This window comes from Polaromonas sp. 39-63-25, assembly GCF_002278925.1.
GTDB lineage: Bacteria > Pseudomonadota > Gammaproteobacteria > Burkholderiales > Burkholderiaceae_C > Polaromonas.
This window is the reverse complement of the sequence record NZ_NCJH01000002.1, coordinates 210,679-230,272: the sequence shown is the minus strand read 5'-3', so window position 1 is coordinate 230,272 and position 19,594 is coordinate 210,679. Positions and strand designations below refer to the sequence as shown.

The following is a 19,594-nucleotide window of genomic DNA, read 5'->3' as shown; positions in this document are numbered from 1 at the left end:
AAGTTCCGCCGGCATGCCAAAAGAGACACTACTTACATCTCGACTATAGGTGACTCATGAACGAACCACAAGCTCGCACTGCGTACTACCACGACACGGTGGTGCGGCAGTTTTCCCTGATGGCCGTGGTCTGGGGCGTCGTCGGCATGCTGGTCGGCGTCATCATCGCCTCCCAGCTTGCCTGGCCCGAACTTAACTTCGGTATTCCTTGGCTCAGCTATGGCCGCCTCAGGCCGCTGCATACCAATGCGGTGATTTTTGCGTTCGGTGGTTGCGGCCTGTTCGCCACCAGCTATTACGTGGTGCAGCGCACCTGCAGCGTGCCGCTGTTCGCCCCCAAACTGGCCGCGTTCACCTTCTGGGGATGGCAACTTGTCATTGTGGCGGCGGCGATCAGCCTGCCTTTGGGTTACACCTCAGGCAAGGAGTACGCCGAACTGGAATGGCCCATCGACATCCTGATCACGCTGGTGTGGGTGTCCTACGCCATCGTCTTCTTCGGCACCATTGGCATCCGCAAGGTGCGCCACATCTATGTGGCCAACTGGTTTTTTGGTGCCTTCATTCTGGCCATCGCCCTGCTGCATGTGGTCAACAGTGCCGAGGTGCCTTATAGCTGGATGAAGTCCTACTCCGCCTACGCCGGGGTGCAGGATGCAATGATCCAGTGGTGGTACGGTCACAACGCGGTGGGCTTCTTTTTGACCACCGGCTTCCTGGGAATGATGTACTACTTCATTCCCAAGCAGGCCGAGCGGCCGGTCTACAGCTACCGCCTGTCCATCGTCCACTTCTGGGCGCTGATTTTCACCTACATGTGGGCCGGTCCGCACCACCTGCACTACACGGCGTTGCCGGACTGGACCCAGTCGGTCGGCATGGTGTTCTCGCTGATCCTGCTGGCGCCCAGCTGGGGCGGCATGATCAACGGCATCATGACCCTGTCGGGTGCCTGGCACAAGCTGCGCGACGACCCGATCCTGCGCTTCATGATCGTGTCGCTGTCTTTCTACGGCATGAGCACCTTCGAAGGGCCCATGATGTCCATCAAGACCGTCAATGCCCTGAGCCATTACACGGACTGGACCGTCGGCCACGTGCACTCGGGCGCTCTGGGTTGGGTCGGGCTGATCACGATGGGCTCCTTGTACTACCTGATTCCGCGCATGTTCGGGCAAAAGAAGATGTACTCGGTCAAGGCGATCGAGGTGCATTTCTGGACTGCCACCATTGGTATCGTGTTTTATATTGCCGCGATGTGGATCGCCGGTGTGATGCAGGGTCTGATGTGGCGCGCCCTCAATGCCGACGGCACGCTCACCTACACCTTCGTCGAATCGGTCAAGGCGACCTATCCCTTCTACGTCGTGCGCGTGCTCGGCGGCCTGCTTTACCTGTTCGGCATGACGGTGATGGCCTGGAACACCTGGATGACCGTGGCCAGTGGCCGTTCCGTCACCGTGGCCGTGCCAGCGCCGCAAGCCGCCTGAGGAAACACCTATGAGCGATAACAAAAATACCACCGCCGGCTTCTCGCACGAGAAAGTCGAAACCAACAACTTCCTGATGATCGTGCTGATCCTGCTGGTTGTCGCCGTCGGCGGCCTGGTCGAGATCGTGCCGCTGTTCTTCCAGAAGTCGACCACCGAGCCTGTCACCGGTGTCAAGCCCTACACCACGCTGCAACTGGCCGGGCGCGATGTCTACATCCGCGAGGGTTGCTACAACTGCCACTCGCAGATGATCCGGCCGTTCCGTGCCGAGACGCTGCGCTACGGCCATTATTCGGTGGCCGGCGAATTCGTCTACGACCACCCCTTCCAGTGGGGCAGCAAGCGTACCGGGCCTGACTTGCATCGCGTGGGCGCCAAGTACAGCGACGAATGGCACCGCATCCACCTGAACAATCCGCGCGATCTGGTTCCAGAATCCAACATGCCCGCCTATCCCTGGCTCGAGAAGAACCTGGTCGATGCCGCCGACATGGCGCCGCGCATGCGGGCACTGCGGATGGTGGGCGTGCCCTACACCGATGACGAAATCGCCAAGTCCGCCGAGGACGTCAAGGGCAAAACCGAGATGGACGCCTTGGTCGCCTATCTGCAAGGCATGGGCCTGGCCCTGACCAATAACTTCGCCGGCAAGACCGTTGGGGGTAGCGCGGCCACCGGGGCACCCGGCGCATCGGCCCCGCCGGCTGCACCTGCAGCACCCGCTGCCAACTGACAGGAGCCACGCCAATGGACATCACCACCTTGCGTATTCTGGCCACGCTGGCCAGCTTCGCCACCTTTCTGGGCATTGCCTGGTGGGCCTACGCCCGCCACAACCGTGACCGCTTCGATGAAGCTGCGCGCATCCCGTTTGAGCAGGATTGATCATGAGCGATTTCATCGGTAATTTCTGGTCGGTCTATGTAACCGTCTTCACCCTGGTCGGTATCCTTGCCTGCCTGCTGCTGCTTTGGATCACAGCGCGCAAGAAGGTCACCCCCAGCGCCGACAACACCACGGGCCACGTCTGGGACGAAGACCTGCGTGAAATGAACAACCCCATGCCGCGATGGTGGATGTGGTTGTTTGTGCTGACCGTCATTTTTGGTTTGGGGTATCTGGCGGCTTATCCCGGCCTGGGCAGCTACAAGGGTCAACTGGGCTGGACCACCCACGGCGAATACACCGACGAGGTCGAAAAGGCCAACAAGGAGCTGGCACCGCTGTATGCGCAGTTCACCGCGAAACCGGCCGAGCAGCTGGCTGGCGACCCTGCGGCCATGGCCGTTGGCGAGCGTCTGTTCATGAACAACTGCGCCCAGTGCCACGGTTCGGATGCACGCGGCAGCAAGGGTTTTCCCAATCTGACCGATGGCGACTGGCTGCACGGCGGTGCGCCTGCCAAGCTTGTTGAAACCATCACTCAAGGCCGGCAGGGCAACATGCCGCCCATGGCCGCAGCCGTGGGTACACCCGACGACGTGAAAAACGTGGCCCACTACGTGCTCAGCCTGTCCGGCAGTCCGCACGACTCGTTGCGTTCCCAGCTCGGCAAGGCCAAGTTCACGGCATGTGCAGCCTGTCATGGCATGGACGGCAAGGGCAATCAGGCCCTGGGTGCACCCAACCTCACCGACGACATCTGGTTGCACGGCTGGGGCGAACAGGCGATTGTCAACATGGTCAATAGCGGCAAGGTCAACGTCATGCCGGGCCAGGCGGGTAAACTGACCGAAGCGCAGATCCATGTGTTGTCAGCCTACGTCTGGGGTATGTCCAACAAACCAGCGACGCTCGCGACCGCGCGCCCCTGACCACCGAAAGAGTTCACCCCGTGCAGGAAACGCCAGTCCGCAAGATCATCCCCATCGTTCCCGAGGAAGAGGTATCGCTGTACGAGGCGCAGAAGAAGCTGTATCCGCGGTCGGTGACGGGGCTGTTCGCCCGCTGGCGCTGGGGCTTCGTGTTCCTGACGCAGCTGGTGTTTTATGGCCTGCCCTGGCTGGAATGGGGCCAGCGGCAGGCCGTGTTGTTCGACCTGGGTGCACGCCGCTTCTACCTGTTCGGCGTCGTGCTGTACCCGCAGGACTTCATTTACCTGACGGGTCTGCTGGTGATCAGCGCGCTGTCGCTGTTCCTGTTCACGGCGGTGGCGGGCCGGCTGTGGTGCGGCTTTACCTGCCCGCAGACCGTCTATACCGAGATCTTTCTGTGGATCGAGCGCAAGGTCGAGGGTGATCGTAGCGCGCGCATGCGGCTGGATGCGGAGCCCGCATCGGCGCGCAAACTGCTGAAAAAGGGGACCAAACACTTCCTGTGGATTGTCCTGTCGCTGTGGACCGGCTTCACCTTCGTGGGCTACTTCACGCCGATCCAGACTTTGTGGGCCGAGGCCTTCACGCTGTCGTTCGGCCCCTGGGAATGGTTCTGGGTGAACTTCTACGCCATCGCCACCTATGGCAACGCCGGCTTCATGCGCGAGCAGGTGTGCAAATACATGTGTCCCTATGCGCGTTTCCAGAGCGCCATGTTTGACCGCGACACCTTGATCGTGAGTTATGACGCGGCTCGCGGCGAGCCGCGCGGCGCCCGCTCGCGCAAGGCCGACCTGTCCACGCTGGCGTTGGGGGCCTGTGTGGATTGCACCCTGTGTGTGCAGGTCTGCCCCACGGGTATCGATATCCGCGAGGGACTGCAGTACGAATGCATTGGCTGCGCCGCCTGCGTCGACGTGTGCGACACGGTGATGGACAAGATGAATTACCCGCGCGGCCTGATCCGCTTCAGCACCCAGAACGCCATGGCCGGCCAGTGGAGCAATTCCCAGCTGTGGCGCAGGGTGCGGCGCCCGCGGGTGCTGGTCTACAGTGCGATCCTCCTGGCGCTTTGCGTCGGCATCATGTGGAGCCTGCTTGAGCGTACGCCGCTGAAAGTAAATGTGGTGAGGGACCGCGCAGCACTGTCGCGCATCGTCGCCGGCGGCAAGCTGGAGAATGTGTATCGGCTGCAGATCATGAATGCCACCGAGCAGCCGCAGCGTTACCGCATCACGGCGTCCGGTCTGGAAGGTCTGGTGCTGGCTTCGGAGTCCGAATTCGATATCGGCCCCGCCGAATCGCGCTGGGTGCCGGTGCGCTTGCAGATCGGCTACGGGTCGGCTGCTCCCGGATCACACGCGATCGCGTTCAACGTCAGCGACATTGCCGGCGAGAGCCATGTGAACGAGAAGTCGATTTTCCTTGTTCCACGATGAGGGAGAGCAACATGAAGGAAAACTACATGAGTACTGCCCAGGCACCGCAAGCGGCACCCGCGCCCTGGTGGAAATTCGGCTATGTCTGGCTGGTGATTGCGGGCCCCGCTGTCGTGGTGGTGGCCGGTTTTACCACGCTCTGGCTTGCCCTGGCCAACCCGGAATCACTGGTGGCCGAGGACTATTACCGGCAGGGCCTGGAGATCAACAAGACGCTCGCTGCCGAGAGGGAAAAATCCCTCTTGCCGGCCGTGCAGGGCCGAAATCATGCAGCCACGCCGCCTGGTGCCACGCTGGCGCCTGCCGGACAGCGCTAACTACTATAACGACGGAGACAGCCATGTGGAACCAGAAACTGATGTGGATCGCGTGGCCCGCGTTCCTGGGGGCGTGCGCGCTTGAGTTGCTTGTCTTTGCCGTGGTCGATCCGGGGGACCTGCTCTGGTCTGGCCAGCCGCTGGGCCTTTCGCGGCAGGGCGTGTACACCGCGGCCTTTTTTGTGTTCTGGATGGTGTGCATGGTGTCGAGCGCATTGACCGCTCTGCTGGGCATGTCGTCCGCCGAGGTCAACCGCTGTCCTGTCCCCACAGGCGAGCGCCCTGACAGCTGCCGCCCGCAATAACACGAAGCGAGGTTGCCTTGGCAGGCCTCTGCACGGTATGGTCATGACCACCCAGTTCAAAGACCGCGCTGCCGCCGGTCGTGCCTTGTCCGGTCATCTGCCGGCATATGCAGGACGCGACGATGTGGTCGTGCTGGCCTTGGCACGCGGCGGTGTACCGGTTGCGTGGGAAGTGGCCCGGGCGCTGGTTGCTGAACTGGACTTGCTGGTTGTGCGAAAGCTGGGTGTGCCAGGCCGGCCCGATCTGGCCCTGGGCGCCATTGCCAGCGGCGGCGCAAGGTACATTGATCCCAAGGCTTTGGCTGCCAGCGGGGTGAGTCCGCAGCAGCTCGAAGAGATCATCGCGACCGAGAGCCGTGAACTGGCGCGGAGCGAGACGCTTTACCGTGGGTCGCGGGAAGCTGCACGCATCGAAGGTCGCACGGTCATTGTGGTTGACGACGGTGTGGCCACCGGCGCCTCGATGTGTGCCGCACTGATGGCCTTGCGAGGGGCCAAGCCCGCGTGGATCGTGGTGGCCGTGCCGGTCGCGCCCCCGGGTGCGCAGGAGTGGATCGGCACGGCGGCCGATGAGTTTGTCTGCGCCCTGAGTCCGCCGGACTTCTGTGGTGTCGGAAACTGTTACCGCGACTTCGGACCGGTGGGCGACGAGCAGGTACGCAGGCTGCTGGCTGCGTCCTGAGGACGCTCTGCCGCGCCAGCCTGGTATTGCCGCCCTGCTTCAGTGAGCGCCTGGCTTGCTTTCCCTTTCCATCTCCGAGCGGATCACCAGCACCGGCACCGGGGCGAGCCGGATGACCTGCTCGGCACCGCTGCCCAGCAACATGCGCCCGACCCCGCGTCGACCATGGGTGCCGACGACCACCAGGTCAGCTTTCCACTGCCTGGCGGCCTCGGCCACCGCCTCGGCGAGGCGCTCCCCCAGGTTGTCGAAAAGCACCGTATCCACCTCCACGCCAGCGGCCTTGGCGATGGCCATGGCGTCATTGAGGATCTGCATCCCGGAGTCGCGCATGATCCGGGTCAGATCGCCCGCATAGCCGCCAAACTGTTCATACCCGGTCAGGTGGGTCAGTTCTTCCAGCACATGAACAAGCCGTACCCTGCCGCCAGCATCCCTGGCGAGCTGCAACGCCGCAGTCAGGGCTTTGTTGGATGTATCGCTCCCGTCGACGGGAACAAGTATGCGCTGGTACATGGTCGATTCCTTGAAGGCTGTCGTAGTTGGATTCAGTGTGAAGTGGGCGCAGTGCAAGGCCATTGACATGGGTCAACGGCATGGATTGCCGGGGCCGGGTATGTAGGATAAGAGGGCTTGGTAAAAAGTCTCCGACACACGGTCATGGCCTATGGTGATGAATACTTTTGATAATTGCTACACTGGGGTATGGATTATTCTCCTATCAGCGGCCTGGATGCAGCCTCTCTGGCTGACAACCCCGGCAGCGTAGCAGCGTTGCTGGCGGGGGTGCTGGACTCGGCCATGGATGCCATCATCACGGTGGATGAGCAGCAAAAGATCATTCTGTACAACCGCGCGGCTGAAAAAATCTTCGGATGGCCACAGCAGGAGGTCATGCACCAGTCCCTGCAGAGGTTGATTCCTGGCCGTTTCCGGCAAGAGCATGCCGGGCATGTCGACCGCTTCGGAACCATGGGTGTGACCTCGCGGCGCATGGGCACGCGCAATGTGGTTCATGGCCTGCGCGCCAATGGGGAGGAGTTCCCTCTGGATGCGTCGATTTCGCAGCTTGATACGCCGGGCGGGAAGTGGTTCACGGTGATCCTGCGCGACATCACCGGCCGCTTGCTGGCGGAAGACGAGCACGCGCGGCTCGCGGCCCTGCTGGACTCTGCCATGGACGGGATCATCACCGTGGACGAGAAGCAGCACATCGTGATGTTTAACCGCGCGGCTGAAAAAATCTTCGGTTGGCCGGATGGGCAGGCCCTGGGTCAGCCTCTGGGCGAGTTGATTCCCGAACGCTTTCGCGCCGGCCACGCTGAACACATCAGCCGGTTTTCGGCAACTGGTGTCACCTCCCGACGCATGGGCGACGGCTCCGTCATTTACGGCTTGCGCGCCAGCGGGGAGGAATTCCCGATGGACGCCTCGATCTCACAGCTCGACATGGCCGACGGAAAACTCTATACCGTCATCCTGCGCGATGTGACCGAGCGGGTCCGGGCCCAGGAGGAGCGAAGTGCCTTTGCGGCTGCTGTGAATGCTGCGCGTGAGGAAGAAAAGACCCGGGTGGCCCGCGAGCTGCACGACGAGCTGGCGCAGTCGCTGACGGCGCTGAAGATGGACACCCTCTGGGTGCGCGACAACACCCGTGCGGCGCCTGACGTTGCGGCGGCCAAACTGACAGATATGCTGACGATGGTGGATGGCATGGTGGCTTCCACGCGCCGCATCGCGGCGGACCTGCGGCCACTGTTGCTGGACGATCTGGGCCTGCTGGCCACCATCGAGTGGCTGGTCCACAACTTCAGCCAGCGTACAGGCGTGACTTGCACGCTTTTGGCCGACGAGGACCTGGAGCTGCAGGAGCCCTATGCCACTGCCGTGTTCCGCATCGTTCAGGAGGCGCTGGCCAACGTCGCCAAACACGCCGGCGCGACCGAAGTTGCCGTGGTTATCGGCAGCCTGCCGGGCGAGATCACGCTGTCGGTGCGCGACAACGGCAGGGGTTTTGTGACCGGGATGCCGCGCAAGCGGCAGTCGCTGGGGCTGATGGGTTTGCACGAGCGGGCGCAACTGCTCAACGGATGCGTCAGCATCGACAGTGCGCTGGGGCAGGGCACGCGCGTCGGCGTGACCATTCCGCTGCCCGAAGAGGAGGCCGCCCCGTGATCCGGATCGTGATCGCCGACGACCACGCCATTGTTCGCGAAGGTCTCAAACGCATCGTTTCATCGGCAGATGACCTGCAGGTGGTGGCTGAGGCGGCCAACGGAAACGAGGTGCTGCAGCGTGTGCGCGAATCCGAGCTGGATGTGCTGGTGCTGGACCTGTCCATGCCGGGCCGCAGCGGCATGGAACTGATCAAGCTGGTGCGCAGCGAAAAACCGAAAGTGCGGATTCTCGTGCTCAGCATGCACCAGGAGCTTCAGTATGCCGTGCGCGCCATCAAGTCCGGCGCCAGCGGCTACCTGACCAAGGAGAGTGCGCCGGGGCAACTGGAGCAGGCCATCCGCAAGATCGCCACCGGCGGCGCGTTCATCAGTGCAGAAGTCGCCGAGCAGCTCGCCCTGAGTGCCATGCCGGGCGGAACCTCGGCGCCGCACGAGTCGCTGTCGAACCGCGAATTCGAGGTGTTTCGCCTGATTGCTGCCGGTGTTTCCGTGACGGACATTGCCACGCGCCTGAAACTTTCAGTCAAGACCATCAGCACCCACAAGGCCAACCTGATGCAGAAGATGGGCCTGCAAAACCAGAGCGAACTGATCCGCTACGCCATCAAAAACGGGGTGTCGGAGCCGCTGGAACCCTGAGCCCGGTCGTGACCGGCGCTTGACCTTCGTCAAGCTGCATCCGGCGCCTGTCCCCTAAGGTGGCGGGATCGCAATGACCAAGGAGCCGGCCCATGAAAACCACCCTCACGCAGCTGCTCGTTCATCTGGACGCTTCGCCGCAGGCCGCGCAACGTCTTGAGGCGGCGTGCCGCATTGGCCAGGCCCACGGTGCTGCCGTGACCGGCCTTTACGCCGTGACACCCAGTTTCGTCGCGCTGCCCTTCGCACCCGAGGTTGGTCCGGGCGTGGCAGCGGCCCTGCGCGAGATTGATGACGAGTTGCGCACGCGTGCCCGCGCAACGTTTGACCGCGTGCTGGCGAAGCCTGGCATGCAGGCCGCCTGGGCCGAGGTGGGCGACGATCCCATCATGGGCGTTTTTGCCCAGCAGGCCCTGTACGCGGACCTGCTGGTGCTCGGCCAGCACGATCCGGCCAGTACACCGGCGACTGGCGTGCCAGTCGATTTTGCCGAGTCCGTGATGGTCGCCAGCGGCAAACCGGCCCTGATCCTGCCTTATATCGGTGCATCGTCCATCGGCGACACCGTGGTGCTTGCCTGGAAGCCGACGCGCGAGGCGGCCCGGGCGGTCAGTGCTGCGCTGCCCATGCTGCAGCGGGCCAGGCGCGTGCATGTCCTGTCCTGGTCAGGCGCGGACGAGGCGGTGAGCGGCCAGCTGCTGGACCTGGACAGTTATCTCAAACTGCACGGGGTCGAGGCGACCTGGCACCGCGAGACGGGGGAGCCCGAGTTGCTCGGTGAGTTGCTGCTCTCGCGCGCCTTCGACCTCGAGGCCGACCTGCTGGTGATGGGCTGCTACGGCCACAGCCGCGCGCGGGAGTGGGTGCTGGGCGGCACGTCCCGCACGGTGTTGCGGTCCATGACCCTGCCGGTGCTCATGGCGCACTGACGGCGCGGTCACAGCAGGGCGCTTGAAACCGGCCATGCCCGGGGCGTCCTTGCGCTCGGATTATTCCTAGACGGGGTAGGCGCTCAAGTCTTCTGAATCCGGATTTCTCCGAGGGATGCATTCAGCCGCTGCCTATGGCCGCAGGGCCCGGTTGCGGCCACAGTAGAGCCATGCCTTCCCGCCAAGCCCCTCTCAAAGTTTTTATCGTTGATGACTCGGTCCTGATCCGCGACCGCGTCGCCGCCATGCTCGAAGCCAGCGCGATCAGCGTCGTTGGACGGGCCGCCACGCCGCAGGACGCCATTGACGGCATCCTGGCAGCGTCGCCCGATGTGGTGGTGCTGGACGTCCAGCTTGAAGGCGGCTCCGGTCTGCAAGTTCTGCGCGCCGTCCACCCGGCCGCACCAGATATCGCCTTTGTGGTGTTCAGCAGCAATTCCGGCCCCGCCTACCGTAAACGTTATTTCGGGGAGGGCGCCGAAGCTTTCCTCGACAAAAGCACCGAATTCGATCAGCTCGTTCAGACCGTGGCGAAAGCCTCGCGGTATGTTGCATGTTGACGCCTGAATCACCCAAGGAGAAACCCATGTCTGCAGCCACCCTCGAAGCCGTCGCCGCCCCCATCCGCATCGTGTCCCGCCAAGCCGCTCCCGCAACCGCAGCGGTCGCGCCCCTCATGACGCATTGCTCCACCTGCCACCTGCGCGACCTGTGCCTGCCCTGCGGCATGACGGGCAGCGACGTGGAGCGGCTCGACAGCCTGATGTTCAGCCGGCGCAAGGTGAAAGCGGCCCAGACGCTGTACCGTGAAGGGGATCGTTTCCAGTTCATCTATGCCGTGCGTAGCGGCACCTTCAAGTCCAGCCTGACGCTGGCCGATGGCCGCGAGCAGGTGGGCGGGTTTTACATGGCAGGTGAACTGATGGGTCTGGACGGTGTCGCCAATGGCGCGCATGCCAGCAGCACCACCGCGCTGGAAGACACCGAAGTGTGCGCCATTCCCTTCACCCATTTCGCTGAAGTGGCGGCTGGCAACCCGGGCATGCAGCACGTGGTCACCCGCTTGATGAGCCGCGAGATCGTGCGCGAACACAGCCTCATGGTGTTGCTGGGGAGCATGAATGCCGAGGAGAGGCTGGCGGCATTCTTGCTGAACCTGTCGCAGCGCATGAAGGCGCGCGGGTATTCGGCCAGCGAGTTCCACCTGCGGATGTCGCGTGCCGAGATCGGCAGCTACCTCGGCATGACGCTTGAAACGGTGAGCCGGACCTTTTCAGCCTTCCAGCAACAGCGCCTGCTGGAGGTGGACAAACGCCACATCCGCATCACCGACCTGGACGGCTTGACCCGTGCTTTCGAGACGCGCGTGCACTGAACGCGTGTTGAGCGGCGAATCCTGTCATGAAGTACAAGGACTATTACGCCGCGCTGGGTGTGCCGCGTGATGCGGACGTCGAGCAGATCAAGAAGGCCTACCGCAAGCTCGCGCGCCAGCACCATCCCGATGTGTCCAAGGCGCCCGATGCAGAGGCCCGCTTCAAGGAAGCGGGGGAGGCCTACGCGACGCTGAAGGACCCCGAAAAGCGTGCGGCCTACGACCAGTTGGGCCGCCGCCCTGCCGGGGAGGAGTTCGCACCGCCGCCCCAGTGGCGCCAGGATTTCGGTGCGGACGCCCAGGGATTTGAGGGTGTTGATCTGGCCGACCTGCTGGCTGCCATGGGGCGGGGGCGCAGGTCATCCGGGGGGCCGGTGCCGATGCATGGTCGGGACTACGAAACCAGCGTCCGCATCAAGCTGGAAGACGCGCATCATGGGGCAAGCGTCAAGCTCGATCTGGCCGATGAGGAAGGCGGTCGCACGCTGGAAGTCACCATTCCTGCGGGTGTGACCGAAGGCCAGAAGCTGCGGCTGCGCGGCAAGGGTGGAAAGGGCCGCAACGGCGGGGCCGATGGCGACATTTACCTTCACATCACGCTCGCGCCGCACCGGGTGTTTCGGGCCGACCGCCACGACTTGTACTTTGACCTGGCGCTGGCGCCTTGGGAAGCGGCGTTGGGCGCCGATGTGGAGGTGCCAACGCTGGACGGTCCGGTGGTGCTCACCGTGCCGCCGGGGACACATTCGGGTCGCAAGCTGCGCCTGCGGGGCAGGGGCCTGGCCAATGGCAGGGGCGGCCGCGGTGACCTTTACGCGGCCGTGCAGATCGACGTGCCTGCCATCCTGACCGAGCGGGAGCGCGAGCTCTTCGGGGAACTGGCGAAGGTCTCGCGTTTCAACCCGCGCGCGCCCGCGGACAAGGAGAAGTTTCATGGAACAACAGCTGCTTGACGTCGCGTGGCTCGACGCACACGAGGCCGTGACCCTGGCTGAACTCGCACAAATCTGTGCCCTGAGCGTGGACGAACTGGATGAACTGATGGACTATGGCGCCCTGGTGCCGGTGCAGGACGTCCGGCAGGAGCGCCTGTTCAGCGCCGAATGTGTGATGCCGCTGCGCACGGCCGGCAAGCTGCGCCAGGATTTCGACCTGGACCTGTTCACGGTTGGGCTCCTGCTGGGCTATCTGAACCGTATCGAGGGACTGGAGCGGCAGGTCCGGTCCTTGCAGGCGCACCTGCCCGGCAACACGCCTGTGGAACGGCGCTAGATCAGCGCTCTTTTTTCCCGGGAACGCTGCAAAACTGGTCGTAGAGAACTTTCATCACGTCCAGCGCCTGGGGGCTGTCGATGCGGTAATAAATGGCCTTGCCGTCACGGCGTGTGCTGACCAAGCCCTCGTCGCGCAACACGCCAAGTTGCTGCGACAGCGTGGGCTGCAGGATGCCGACCGATTCCTCCAGCTCACCCACGCGCATTTCGCCCTGTGCCAGCTGGCACAACAAGAGCAGGCGATCCGGATTGGAAAGCACTTTCATCAGGCGGCAGGCAGCATCGGCAGAATTGCGCAGGCTACCGAGATCCATCACAGTGTCTGCGGGCATGGGAGGTACTCCTTTTGATTTGCGACAATGATATTATATTGACAAATATAATGTATGTAAATAGAATGTCAGAATCGAAACTGAGCAAGCCGGAAAACAAGACATGACACCCATCGTCACAAGCTTTTTTGACCCCGACACCTGGACCGTCAGCCATGTGGTCCATGAGAAGGAAGGCGGTGCCTGCGCCATCGTCGATGCCGTGCTCGACTATGACGCCAGGTCCGGCCGCACCCGGACCACTTCCGCCGACAAGCTGGCGGCTTTCGTGCAGCAAAACAAGCTCCAGGTAGCATGGATCCTGGAAACCCATGCCCATGCGGATCACCTGTCGGCGGCACACTATCTGCGCGGGAAGCTGGGCGGAAAAATCGCCATCGGTGCGGCCATCACGCAGGTGCAGACCACCTTCAAGCGCATCTTCAACCTCGAGCCCGGGTTCCAGACCGACGGCCGCCAGTTCGACCGCCTGTTGCAGGACGGCGAGACCCTGGCCATCGGGGCGCTCCAGGTCCGGGCTTTGTCCGTGCCCGGCCATACGCCGGCCTGCATGGCCTACCTCGTCGGTGATGCCGTGTTTGTCGGCGACACCCTGTTCATGCCCGATGTCGGCACGGCGCGTTGCGACTTTCCCGGCGGGGACGCCGCCGCCCTCTACCGGTCGGTGCACAGGCTGCTGGGTCTGCCGCCTGAAACCCGCCTGTTCATGTGCCACGATTACCCGCCTGAGGGCCGGTCCCCCGTCTGGGAAACCACGGTCGCCGAACAGCGCGCCAAAAATATCCATGTCCATGACGGCGTCAGCGAGGCCGAGTTCGTGAAGATGCGCACCGCCCGGGATGCCACGCTGGCCATGCCCAACTTGATCCTGCCGTCGGTGCAGGTCAACATTCGCGCCGGCGAGATGCCGCCGGCCGAGGGCAACGGGGTGTCCTATCTCAAGATCCCGCTCAATGCGCTGTGATCGGGGGCCGGTTTTTCATCCGGGACGGAGCGGCGCCCGCCGGAAAAGCAGCGGGAGATTGATATGAAGCAAGTGCAGAAACAGCCCCTGGACCCAATATGGAAAAACAGGCTGCGGGTCCGGACGACGACGCTTAGCAGCCCCGGGCATGACAAAGGACAGATGATGAAAAAATTGCAGTTTCCCGTTTTCCAGGCCTTGGTGCTGGGCTTGGCGCTCAGCGCAGGTTCGGCGCGCGCCGTCACAGCCGTCGAGGTGCCGGTGGTGCAGATCCGGGCGAAGGCGGTGCCCACGGGCTTCGAGCTCGACGGTGTGGTCCAGCCGGTGCAGCAAAGCACCTTGTCGGCGCAGGCGTCGGGACGTGTGGCGTCCCTGCTGGTGAAGGCGGGTGACCGCGTGCGTGCCGGGCAGTTGCTGGCCACCATTGATGATCGCGAGACCCAGACCGGTGTGCAGCGCAGCCAGGCGCAGGTGGCGCAGGCCGAGGCCGAGTTGCGCAATGCGCGGGCGAACGCCGAGCGTTCGCGTGAGTTGCAGGCCATGGGTTTTGTCAGCAAGGCCGCACTTGACACCGCCAATACGCAGCTCAACGCCGCCCAGGCCGGGCGCGACCAGGCTGCGGCGGGTTCCCGCCAGTCGGCACTGGCGCAGGGCTTCACGCGCGTGACCGCACCGTATGACGGCTGGGTGTTGCAGACCCTGAGCGAAGCGGGCGACCTGGCCATGCCGGGGACGCCCCTGCTGACGCTGTATGCGCCGCTGCCCTTGCGCGCCGTGGTGCAGGTGCCGGCGTCGCTGGGCGACATCGCCCGGTCGGCCAGTCAGGTGGAAGTCCAGGGTCCGGCCGGCAAGGCCGGCCCGCAGTGGCTGGTGCCGGTGGCGCGCAGCGTGCTGCCCTCGGCGGACCCGGTATCGCAGACCATCGAGTGGCGGCTGGAGCTGCCGACTGCCGGCGCGGGTGGGTTGGTGCCCGGCCAGCAGGTCCGTGTGCGTTTTGTCGGCGGCGCGTCCGAGCGCATGGTGCTGCCGGCCTCGGCCGTGGTCCGGCGCGGTGAGCTGACGGCGGTGTATGTTGTGGCCGGGCAGGGTTTCTCGCTCAGGGCGGTACGGCTGGGCGCCGACCATGGAACGGCTGGCGTGGAAGTCCTGGCAGGCCTGTCCGCCGGTGACAGTGTGGCGCTGGACCCGGTTCGCGCCGGCCTGTCCGGTGCCCGTCCGCAGACCGCTGCGCGCTGAGGTGGTCATGAACGATCACACACCTTCCGGCTCCACCCGCCTCGGCACATCAGGCCGCATGGCGGCGGCTTTCCAGTCCAATGCCATTACGCCGCTGCTGGCCCTGATGGCCTTGCTGCTGGGCCTGTTTGCCGTGCTGGTCACGCCGCGCGAGGAAGAGCCGCAGATCAACGTGACCATGGCCAACGTGCTGATCCCTTTCCCCGGGGCCAGCAGCGAAAACGTGCAGAACATGGTGGCCCGGCCCGCCGAGCAGGTGCTCAGCCAGATAGCCGATATCGAGCACACGTACTCGGTGGCCCGGCCCGGCCTGGCCGTGCTGACCGTGCAATTCAAGGTGGGCGTGCCGCGCACCGAGGCGCTGGTGCGCCTGTACGACGTGCTCAACGCCAACCAGGACTGGTTGCCGCGTGACCTGGGCACACTCACACCCATCGTCAAGCCCAAGGGCATTGACGACGTGCCGGTGCTGGCCGTCACGCTCTGGAGCGGCGATGCGCTGGCCGCCAACGATCTCGAGCGGGTGGCGCGCACCCTGGAGATGGAACTCAAACGCGTGCCGGGCGCGCGCGAGGTGCAGACTATAGGCGGCCCGGGCCGTGCCGTGCATGTGTGGCTGGACCCGGTGCGCCTGCGCGAACGCGGGGTCGATGTGCTGGGGCTCAAGCAGACGCTGGCCGCTGCCAATTTCGGCATGCCCTCTGGCTCGGTGATGGACCCTTCGGGCCCGATCCCGCAGATGCTCAGCGTGGAGACCGGCGAATTCCTCTCCTCCGCCGAGGAGATCGGTTCCCTGGTTGTCGGTGTCAGCAACGGCAAGCCGGTTTATCTGAGCGAGGTGGCCCGCATCGAGGCCGGTGCCCAGCTGCCGCAACGTTATGTCTGGTTCACGCCGGGCGCCGCCGTGACGGATGCCGGCCCGACGGCCGCGCCGCCACCGGCTGCGGGCCAGGTCTATCCGGCGGTGACGCTGACCGTGACCAAGAAGCCCGGCGAGAACGCCGTGGATGTGGCGCGTGCCGCCAATGCCCGACTCGAAGAGTTGCGCAACACGGTGATCCCGGCCAACATCCAGACCACCGTCACGCGTGACTATGGCGAGACCGCCGCGGAAAAAGCCAACAAGCTGATCCAGAAGCTGGCCTTTGCCACGGGCTCGGTGATCCTGCTGGTGGGTTTTGCCCTGGGACGCCGGGAGGCCGTGATCGTCGGCGCGGCCGTGATCCTGACGCTGATGGCCACGCTGTTTGCCAGCTGGGCCTGGGGTTTCACGCTGAACCGCGTGTCGCTGTTTGCGCTGATTTTTTCCATCGGCATCCTGGTGGACGACGCGATTGTGGTGGTGGAGAACATCCACCGACACCAGCAGCTCTTTCCGGAGAAGTCGCTGGTCGACATCATTCCCGGTGCGGTCGACGAGGTCGGCGGCCCGACCATCCTGGCGACCCTCACGGTGATCGCCGCGCTGCTGCCCATGGCCTTTGTGAGCGGCCTGATGGGCCCCTACATGAGCCCGATCCCGATCAACTCCAGCCTCGGCATGGCGATTTCACTGGCGATTGCCTTCACGGTCACGCCCTGGCTGGCGCTCAAACTCATGAAGCCGCACGGCCCGGGGCACGGGCATGAGGCCGCAGCAACGCCAGGCGGGCTGGGCCCCAGGCTGCAGCGCTTTTTCACGCGCATCCTCACGCCCCTGCTCGACAGCGCGCGCAAGCGCTGGTTGCTGCTGGCCGGCATCCTGGTGGCCTTGCTGCTGTCGGTCGGTCTGACCATGGTGCAGTGGGTGGTGCTCAAGATGCTGCCCTTTGACAACAAGAGCGAGTTCCAGGTGGTGGTGGACATGCCGGCCGGCACACCGCTGGAAAACACCGCGGCCGCCCTGCACGAGCTGGGCGCTTTCCTGGCGCAGCAGCCCGAGGTGCGCGACCTGCAGGGTTATGCCGGCACGGCCAGCCCGATCACCTTTAACGGCCTGGTGCGCCAGTATTACCTGCGTGCCGAGGCTGAGCAGGGCGACCTGCAGGTCAACCTGGTCGACAAGAAACACCGCAGCGACAAGAGCCATGTGATCGCCCAGCGCCTGCGCCCGGAACTGGAAAAGATCGGCGCGCGTCATCAGGCCCGGGTCAAGGTGGTGGAAGTGCCGCCCGGCCCGCCGGTCATGAGCCCGCTGGTGGCCGAGGTCTACGGCCCGGACGAGGCCGGCCGCCAGGCGCTCGCCCGGCGCATTGCCGCCGCCTTTGCGGCCACGCCCGACATCGTGGGCATCGACACCTCGCTCAAGGAGGACGCACCGCGCGCCCATCTCACGGTGCGTCGCCAACGGGCCGAGTCACTGGGCATTCCTGTGGCGGCGATTGCCCAGACGGTGCAGAGCGCACTGTTTGGCGCGGATGCAGCCTACATGCACGACGGCCAGTCCAAGAACCCGGTGCCGGTTCGCCTGCAGCTGCCGCTGGACAGCCAGGTGGGGCTCGACGCCTTGCTGGCGCTGCCGATGCGGGCCGCCAACGGCCGCCTGGTACCTCTTTCCGAACTTGTGCGTGTGGACCGGGGCGTGATCAACAAGCCGCTGTTCACCAAGGATCTGCTACCGGTCAGTTATGTGTTCGGTGACATGGCCGGCAAGCTCGACTCGCCGCTGTACGGCCTGTTCGGCATCCGGCCCAAGCTGGCCCAGGCGGCCCTGCCCAACACCGGGGAACTGGGCGAATACTGGATCAGCCAGCCCTCCGATCCCTACCGCCAGTACGCGGTCAAGTGGGACGGCGAATCGCAGATCACCTATGAGACTTTCCGCGACATGGGCACCGCCTACGGTGTGGGCCTGATCCTGATCTACCTGCTGGTGGTGGCGCAGTTCAAGAGTTACCTCGCGCCGCTGGTGATCATGGCACCCATTCCGCTGACCATCATCGGCGTGATGCCGGGGCACGCGCTGCTCAATGCCCAGTTCACGGCCACCAGCATGATCGGCATGATCGCGCTGGCCGGCATCATCGTGCGCAACTCCATCCTGCTGGTGGACTTCATCGAGCTGCAGGTCGCGCAGGGCATGGCCTTCAAGGAGGCTGTGGTGAGTTCGGCTGCGGTGCGCGCGCAGCCGATTGCGCTGACCGGCCTGGCCGCCATGATCGGCGCCTTTTTCATCCTGGACGATCCCATCTTCAACGGCCTGGCCATTGCGCTGATCTTCGGCATCCTGGTGTCCACACTGCTGACGCTGGTGGTTATTCCGGTTCTTTATTTCGCGCTGTACCAGCACCGGGTGGCCCCGCCGGCTGCGCGCATTGAAGCCTGAGCGACGGACTGATTTTTCAACCTGAACCAAGGAGACAAGACATGGCCAACATCATCATCATGGGTGCCGGAATAGGCGGCATGCCGGCTGCCTACGAAATGCGGGAGCTGCTTCCGCCCGAGCACAAGATCACGGTGGTCAGCGCGGTGGACTATTTCCAGTTCGTGCCCTCCAACCCCTGGGTGGCGGTGGGCTGGCGCACGCGGGACGACATCGTGCTGAAGATCGCCCCCCTGCTGGAGCGCAAGGGCATCGCCTTTGTGCCCAAGGCCGTCACCACCATCGACGCCGAGGCCAGGCGCCTGACGCTGGAAGGCGGCGACAGCCTGGACTACGACTACCTGGTGATCACCACTGGGCCCAAGCTCAGCTTTGACGAGGTTCCCGGTGCCGGCCCCCACGGCGGACACACCCATTCCGTGTGCACCGTGGCGCACGCCGAAGCATTCTGGGCGGAATACCAGGACTTCCTCAAGAATCCCGGCCCGGTCGTCATTGGCGCCATGCCGATGGCCAGCTGTTTCGGGCCGGCCTACGAATTCGCCTTCATCCTCGACGCCGACCTGCGCAAGCGCAAGCTGCGCCACCTGGTGCCCATCACCTTCGTGACCAGCGAGCCCTACATCGGCCACCTGGGCCTGGGCGGTGTCGGCGACAGCAAGTCCATGATGGAGTCGGAGATGCGCGGCCACGACATGAAGTGGATCACCAACGCCAAGACCACGCGTGTCGAGGACGGGAAAATGTTTGTCACCCAGGTCGATGACCTCGGCAATGTGTACAAGGAGCATGAAGTCCCGTTCAGGCTGTCCATGATGCTGCCGGCCTTCAAGGGCGTGGACGCGGTGGCGGCGGTGCCGGGGCTGTGCAACCCGCGCGGCTTTGTGCTGATCGACGAACACCAGCGCAGCAAGGCCTGGCCCAGCATCTTTGCGGCCGGCGTCTGCGTCGCCATCCCGCCGGTAGAGGTCACGCCTGTGCCGACGGGTGCGCCCAAGACCGGTTACATGATAGAGACCATGGTGACCGCGATCACCCACAACATCGCCGACGAAATTGCCGGCCGGCCGGTGCAGGCCAAGGCTACCTGGAACGCGATCTGCCTGGCCGACATGGGCGACACGGGCGCGGCCTTTGTGGCCCTGCCGCAGATACCGCCGCGCAACGTGAACTGGTTCAAGAAGGGCAAATGGGTGCACCTGGCCAAGATCGCGTTCGAGAAGTATTTCATCCGCAAGATGAAAACCGGCAACTCGGAGCCGGTGTATGAGAAGTACGTGCTCAAGCTCCTGGGCATCGTGCGCCTGAAATAAA

Annotated in this window: 21 protein-coding genes; 19 read left to right on the top strand and 2 right to left on the bottom strand. The window is 64.2% G+C overall.

Translation table 11 applies throughout. The features are described 5' to 3' along the window. Positions 1–56: 56 nt before the first annotated feature. Genes ccoN through B7X65_RS03745 form a run of 8 tightly spaced genes read left to right on the top strand, consistent with a single transcriptional unit; the run spans position 57 to position 6,050 of the window. A complete protein-coding gene (gene ccoN / locus B7X65_RS03780; RefSeq protein WP_293592815.1) occupies positions 57–1,490 on the top strand; it encodes a cytochrome-c oxidase, cbb3-type subunit I in 1,434 nt (477 codons plus the stop codon). Positions 1,491–1,500: 10 nt separating this feature from the next. Next, complete coding sequence (gene ccoO, locus B7X65_RS03775) at positions 1,501–2,226, top strand: cytochrome-c oxidase, cbb3-type subunit II (protein ID WP_293592813.1); 726 nt, start codon at positions 1,501–1,503, stop codon at positions 2,224–2,226. A gap of 14 nt (positions 2,227–2,240) precedes the next feature. Further along, on the top strand, positions 2,241–2,378 hold the full coding sequence (locus B7X65_RS03770) for a CcoQ/FixQ family Cbb3-type cytochrome c oxidase assembly chaperone (RefSeq protein ID WP_096663174.1): 138 nt from the start codon (positions 2,241–2,243) through the stop codon (positions 2,376–2,378). Between the two features lie 2 nt (positions 2,379–2,380). Beyond that, positions 2,381–3,307 carry a cytochrome-c oxidase, cbb3-type subunit III gene (gene ccoP, locus B7X65_RS03765; RefSeq protein ID WP_293592811.1) on the top strand — a complete coding sequence of 309 codons (927 nt, stop codon included), beginning with the start codon at positions 2,381–2,383 and terminating at the stop codon, positions 3,305–3,307. A gap of 20 nt (positions 3,308–3,327) precedes the next feature. After that, positions 3,328–4,746, top strand: a complete 1,419-nt coding sequence (gene ccoG / locus B7X65_RS03760) for a cytochrome c oxidase accessory protein CcoG (protein WP_293592809.1) — start codon at positions 3,328–3,330, stop codon at positions 4,744–4,746. 26 nt (positions 4,747–4,772) lie between these two features. Next, positions 4,773–5,063, top strand: coding sequence for a FixH family protein (locus B7X65_RS03755; RefSeq protein ID WP_293592807.1), 291 nt, complete (start codon positions 4,773–4,775; stop codon positions 5,061–5,063). 23 nt (positions 5,064–5,086) lie between these two features. Beyond that, entirely contained in the window at positions 5,087–5,368 is a 282-nt protein-coding gene (locus tag B7X65_RS03750; protein ID WP_293592805.1) for a hypothetical protein, read from the top strand. 43 nt (positions 5,369–5,411) lie between these two features. Further along, on the top strand, positions 5,412–6,050 hold the full coding sequence (locus B7X65_RS03745) for a phosphoribosyltransferase (protein WP_293592803.1): 639 nt from the start codon (positions 5,412–5,414) through the stop codon (positions 6,048–6,050). Positions 6,051–6,089: 39 nt separating this feature from the next. Here the strand turns inward: B7X65_RS03745 and B7X65_RS03740 are convergent, their stop codons facing one another. Next, positions 6,090–6,566 carry a universal stress protein gene (locus B7X65_RS03740; RefSeq protein ID WP_293592801.1) on the bottom strand — a complete coding sequence of 159 codons (477 nt, stop codon included), beginning with the start codon at positions 6,564–6,566 and terminating at the stop codon, positions 6,090–6,092. A gap of 189 nt (positions 6,567–6,755) precedes the next feature. Here B7X65_RS03740 and B7X65_RS03735 point away from each other — a divergent pair, with 189 nt between their 5' ends. The 7 genes from B7X65_RS03735 to B7X65_RS03705 all read left to right on the top strand — a co-directional run bounded on the left by B7X65_RS03735 (position 6,756) and on the right by B7X65_RS03705 (position 12,442). Continuing rightward, positions 6,756–8,225, top strand: a complete 1,470-nt coding sequence (locus tag B7X65_RS03735; protein ID WP_293592799.1) for a PAS domain-containing sensor histidine kinase — start codon at positions 6,756–6,758, stop codon at positions 8,223–8,225. Beyond that, entirely contained in the window at positions 8,222–8,866 is a 645-nt protein-coding gene (locus B7X65_RS03730; protein ID WP_293592797.1) for a response regulator transcription factor, read from the top strand. The genes B7X65_RS03735 and B7X65_RS03730 overlap by 4 nt, the downstream gene beginning before the upstream one ends. 92 nt (positions 8,867–8,958) lie before the next feature. Then, positions 8,959–9,795, top strand: a complete 837-nt coding sequence (locus tag B7X65_RS03725; protein ID WP_293592795.1) for a universal stress protein — start codon at positions 8,959–8,961, stop codon at positions 9,793–9,795. A 170-nt stretch (positions 9,796–9,965) separates the two neighbouring features. After that, positions 9,966–10,355, top strand: coding sequence for a response regulator transcription factor (locus tag B7X65_RS03720; RefSeq protein ID WP_293592793.1), 390 nt, complete (start codon positions 9,966–9,968; stop codon positions 10,353–10,355). Positions 10,356–10,381: 26 nt separating this feature from the next. Then, the gene (fnr, locus tag B7X65_RS03715; RefSeq protein ID WP_293592791.1) at positions 10,382–11,170 is read left to right on the top strand and encodes a fumarate/nitrate reduction transcriptional regulator Fnr; all 789 of its coding nucleotides are present in this window, start codon (positions 10,382–10,384) and stop codon (positions 11,168–11,170) included. A 26-nt stretch (positions 11,171–11,196) separates the two neighbouring features. Further along, the gene (locus tag B7X65_RS03710) at positions 11,197–12,123 is read left to right on the top strand and encodes a DnaJ C-terminal domain-containing protein (RefSeq protein WP_293592789.1); all 927 of its coding nucleotides are present in this window, start codon (positions 11,197–11,199) and stop codon (positions 12,121–12,123) included. Next, positions 12,104–12,442: a chaperone modulator CbpM gene (locus tag B7X65_RS03705; protein WP_293592787.1), complete on the top strand. Its 339-nt coding sequence runs from the start codon at positions 12,104–12,106 to the stop codon at positions 12,440–12,442. Before B7X65_RS03710 ends, B7X65_RS03705 begins: the two co-directional genes overlap by 20 nt. 1 nt (position 12,443) lies before the next feature. Here B7X65_RS03705 and B7X65_RS03700 read toward each other — a convergent pair whose 3' ends face one another. Then, on the bottom strand, positions 12,444–12,776 hold the full coding sequence (locus B7X65_RS03700) for a metalloregulator ArsR/SmtB family transcription factor (protein WP_293592785.1): 333 nt from the start codon (positions 12,774–12,776) through the stop codon (positions 12,444–12,446). A 103-nt stretch (positions 12,777–12,879) separates the two neighbouring features. Between B7X65_RS03700 and B7X65_RS03695 the strand changes: the two genes are divergently transcribed. The 4 genes from B7X65_RS03695 to B7X65_RS03680 all read left to right on the top strand — a co-directional run bounded on the left by B7X65_RS03695 (position 12,880) and on the right by B7X65_RS03680 (position 19,593). Next, positions 12,880–13,740 carry an MBL fold metallo-hydrolase gene (locus B7X65_RS03695; RefSeq protein ID WP_293592783.1) on the top strand — a complete coding sequence of 287 codons (861 nt, stop codon included), beginning with the start codon at positions 12,880–12,882 and terminating at the stop codon, positions 13,738–13,740. 165 nt (positions 13,741–13,905) lie between these two features. After that, positions 13,906–14,976, top strand: a complete 1,071-nt coding sequence (locus B7X65_RS03690) for an efflux RND transporter periplasmic adaptor subunit (protein WP_293592781.1) — start codon at positions 13,906–13,908, stop codon at positions 14,974–14,976. Positions 14,977–14,983: 7 nt separating this feature from the next. Next, entirely contained in the window at positions 14,984–18,280 is a 3,297-nt protein-coding gene (locus B7X65_RS03685; protein WP_293592779.1) for an efflux RND transporter permease subunit, read from the top strand. A gap of 41 nt (positions 18,281–18,321) precedes the next feature. After that, complete coding sequence (locus tag B7X65_RS03680; RefSeq protein WP_293592777.1) at positions 18,322–19,593, top strand: FAD/NAD(P)-binding oxidoreductase; 1,272 nt, start codon at positions 18,322–18,324, stop codon at positions 19,591–19,593. Position 19,594 lies beyond the last annotated feature (1 nt).

What these genes read in the sequence shown, in the direction of transcription:
- ccoN (WP_293592815.1), top strand. Translation starts at nt 57, where the DNA reads ATGAACGAACCACAAGCTCGCACTGCGTACTACCACGACACGGTGGTG.
- ccoO (WP_293592813.1), top strand. Translation starts at nt 1,501, where the DNA reads ATGAGCGATAACAAAAATACCACCGCCGGCTTCTCGCACGAGAAAGTC.
- B7X65_RS03770 (WP_096663174.1), top strand. Translation starts at nt 2,241, where the DNA reads ATGGACATCACCACCTTGCGTATTCTGGCCACGCTGGCCAGCTTCGCC.
- ccoP (WP_293592811.1), top strand. Translation starts at nt 2,381, where the DNA reads ATGAGCGATTTCATCGGTAATTTCTGGTCGGTCTATGTAACCGTCTTC.
- B7X65_RS03755 (WP_293592807.1), top strand. Translation starts at nt 4,773, where the DNA reads ATGAGTACTGCCCAGGCACCGCAAGCGGCACCCGCGCCCTGGTGGAAA.
- B7X65_RS03750 (WP_293592805.1), top strand. Translation starts at nt 5,087, where the DNA reads ATGTGGAACCAGAAACTGATGTGGATCGCGTGGCCCGCGTTCCTGGGG.
- B7X65_RS03745 (WP_293592803.1), top strand. Translation starts at nt 5,412, where the DNA reads ATGACCACCCAGTTCAAAGACCGCGCTGCCGCCGGTCGTGCCTTGTCC.
- B7X65_RS03740 (WP_293592801.1), bottom strand. Translation starts at nt 6,566, where the DNA reads ATGTACCAGCGCATACTTGTTCCCGTCGACGGGAGCGATACATCCAAC.
- B7X65_RS03735 (WP_293592799.1), top strand. Translation starts at nt 6,756, where the DNA reads ATGGATTATTCTCCTATCAGCGGCCTGGATGCAGCCTCTCTGGCTGAC.
- B7X65_RS03725 (WP_293592795.1), top strand. Translation starts at nt 8,959, where the DNA reads ATGAAAACCACCCTCACGCAGCTGCTCGTTCATCTGGACGCTTCGCCG.
- B7X65_RS03720 (WP_293592793.1), top strand. Translation starts at nt 9,966, where the DNA reads ATGCCTTCCCGCCAAGCCCCTCTCAAAGTTTTTATCGTTGATGACTCG.
- fnr (WP_293592791.1), top strand. Translation starts at nt 10,382, where the DNA reads ATGTCTGCAGCCACCCTCGAAGCCGTCGCCGCCCCCATCCGCATCGTG.
- B7X65_RS03710 (WP_293592789.1), top strand. Translation starts at nt 11,197, where the DNA reads ATGAAGTACAAGGACTATTACGCCGCGCTGGGTGTGCCGCGTGATGCG.
- B7X65_RS03705 (WP_293592787.1), top strand. Translation starts at nt 12,104, where the DNA reads ATGGAACAACAGCTGCTTGACGTCGCGTGGCTCGACGCACACGAGGCC.
- B7X65_RS03700 (WP_293592785.1), bottom strand. Translation starts at nt 12,776, where the DNA reads ATGCCCGCAGACACTGTGATGGATCTCGGTAGCCTGCGCAATTCTGCC.
- B7X65_RS03695 (WP_293592783.1), top strand. Translation starts at nt 12,880, where the DNA reads ATGACACCCATCGTCACAAGCTTTTTTGACCCCGACACCTGGACCGTC.
- B7X65_RS03690 (WP_293592781.1), top strand. Translation starts at nt 13,906, where the DNA reads ATGAAAAAATTGCAGTTTCCCGTTTTCCAGGCCTTGGTGCTGGGCTTG.
- B7X65_RS03685 (WP_293592779.1), top strand. Translation starts at nt 14,984, where the DNA reads ATGAACGATCACACACCTTCCGGCTCCACCCGCCTCGGCACATCAGGC.
- B7X65_RS03680 (WP_293592777.1), top strand. Translation starts at nt 18,322, where the DNA reads ATGGCCAACATCATCATCATGGGTGCCGGAATAGGCGGCATGCCGGCT.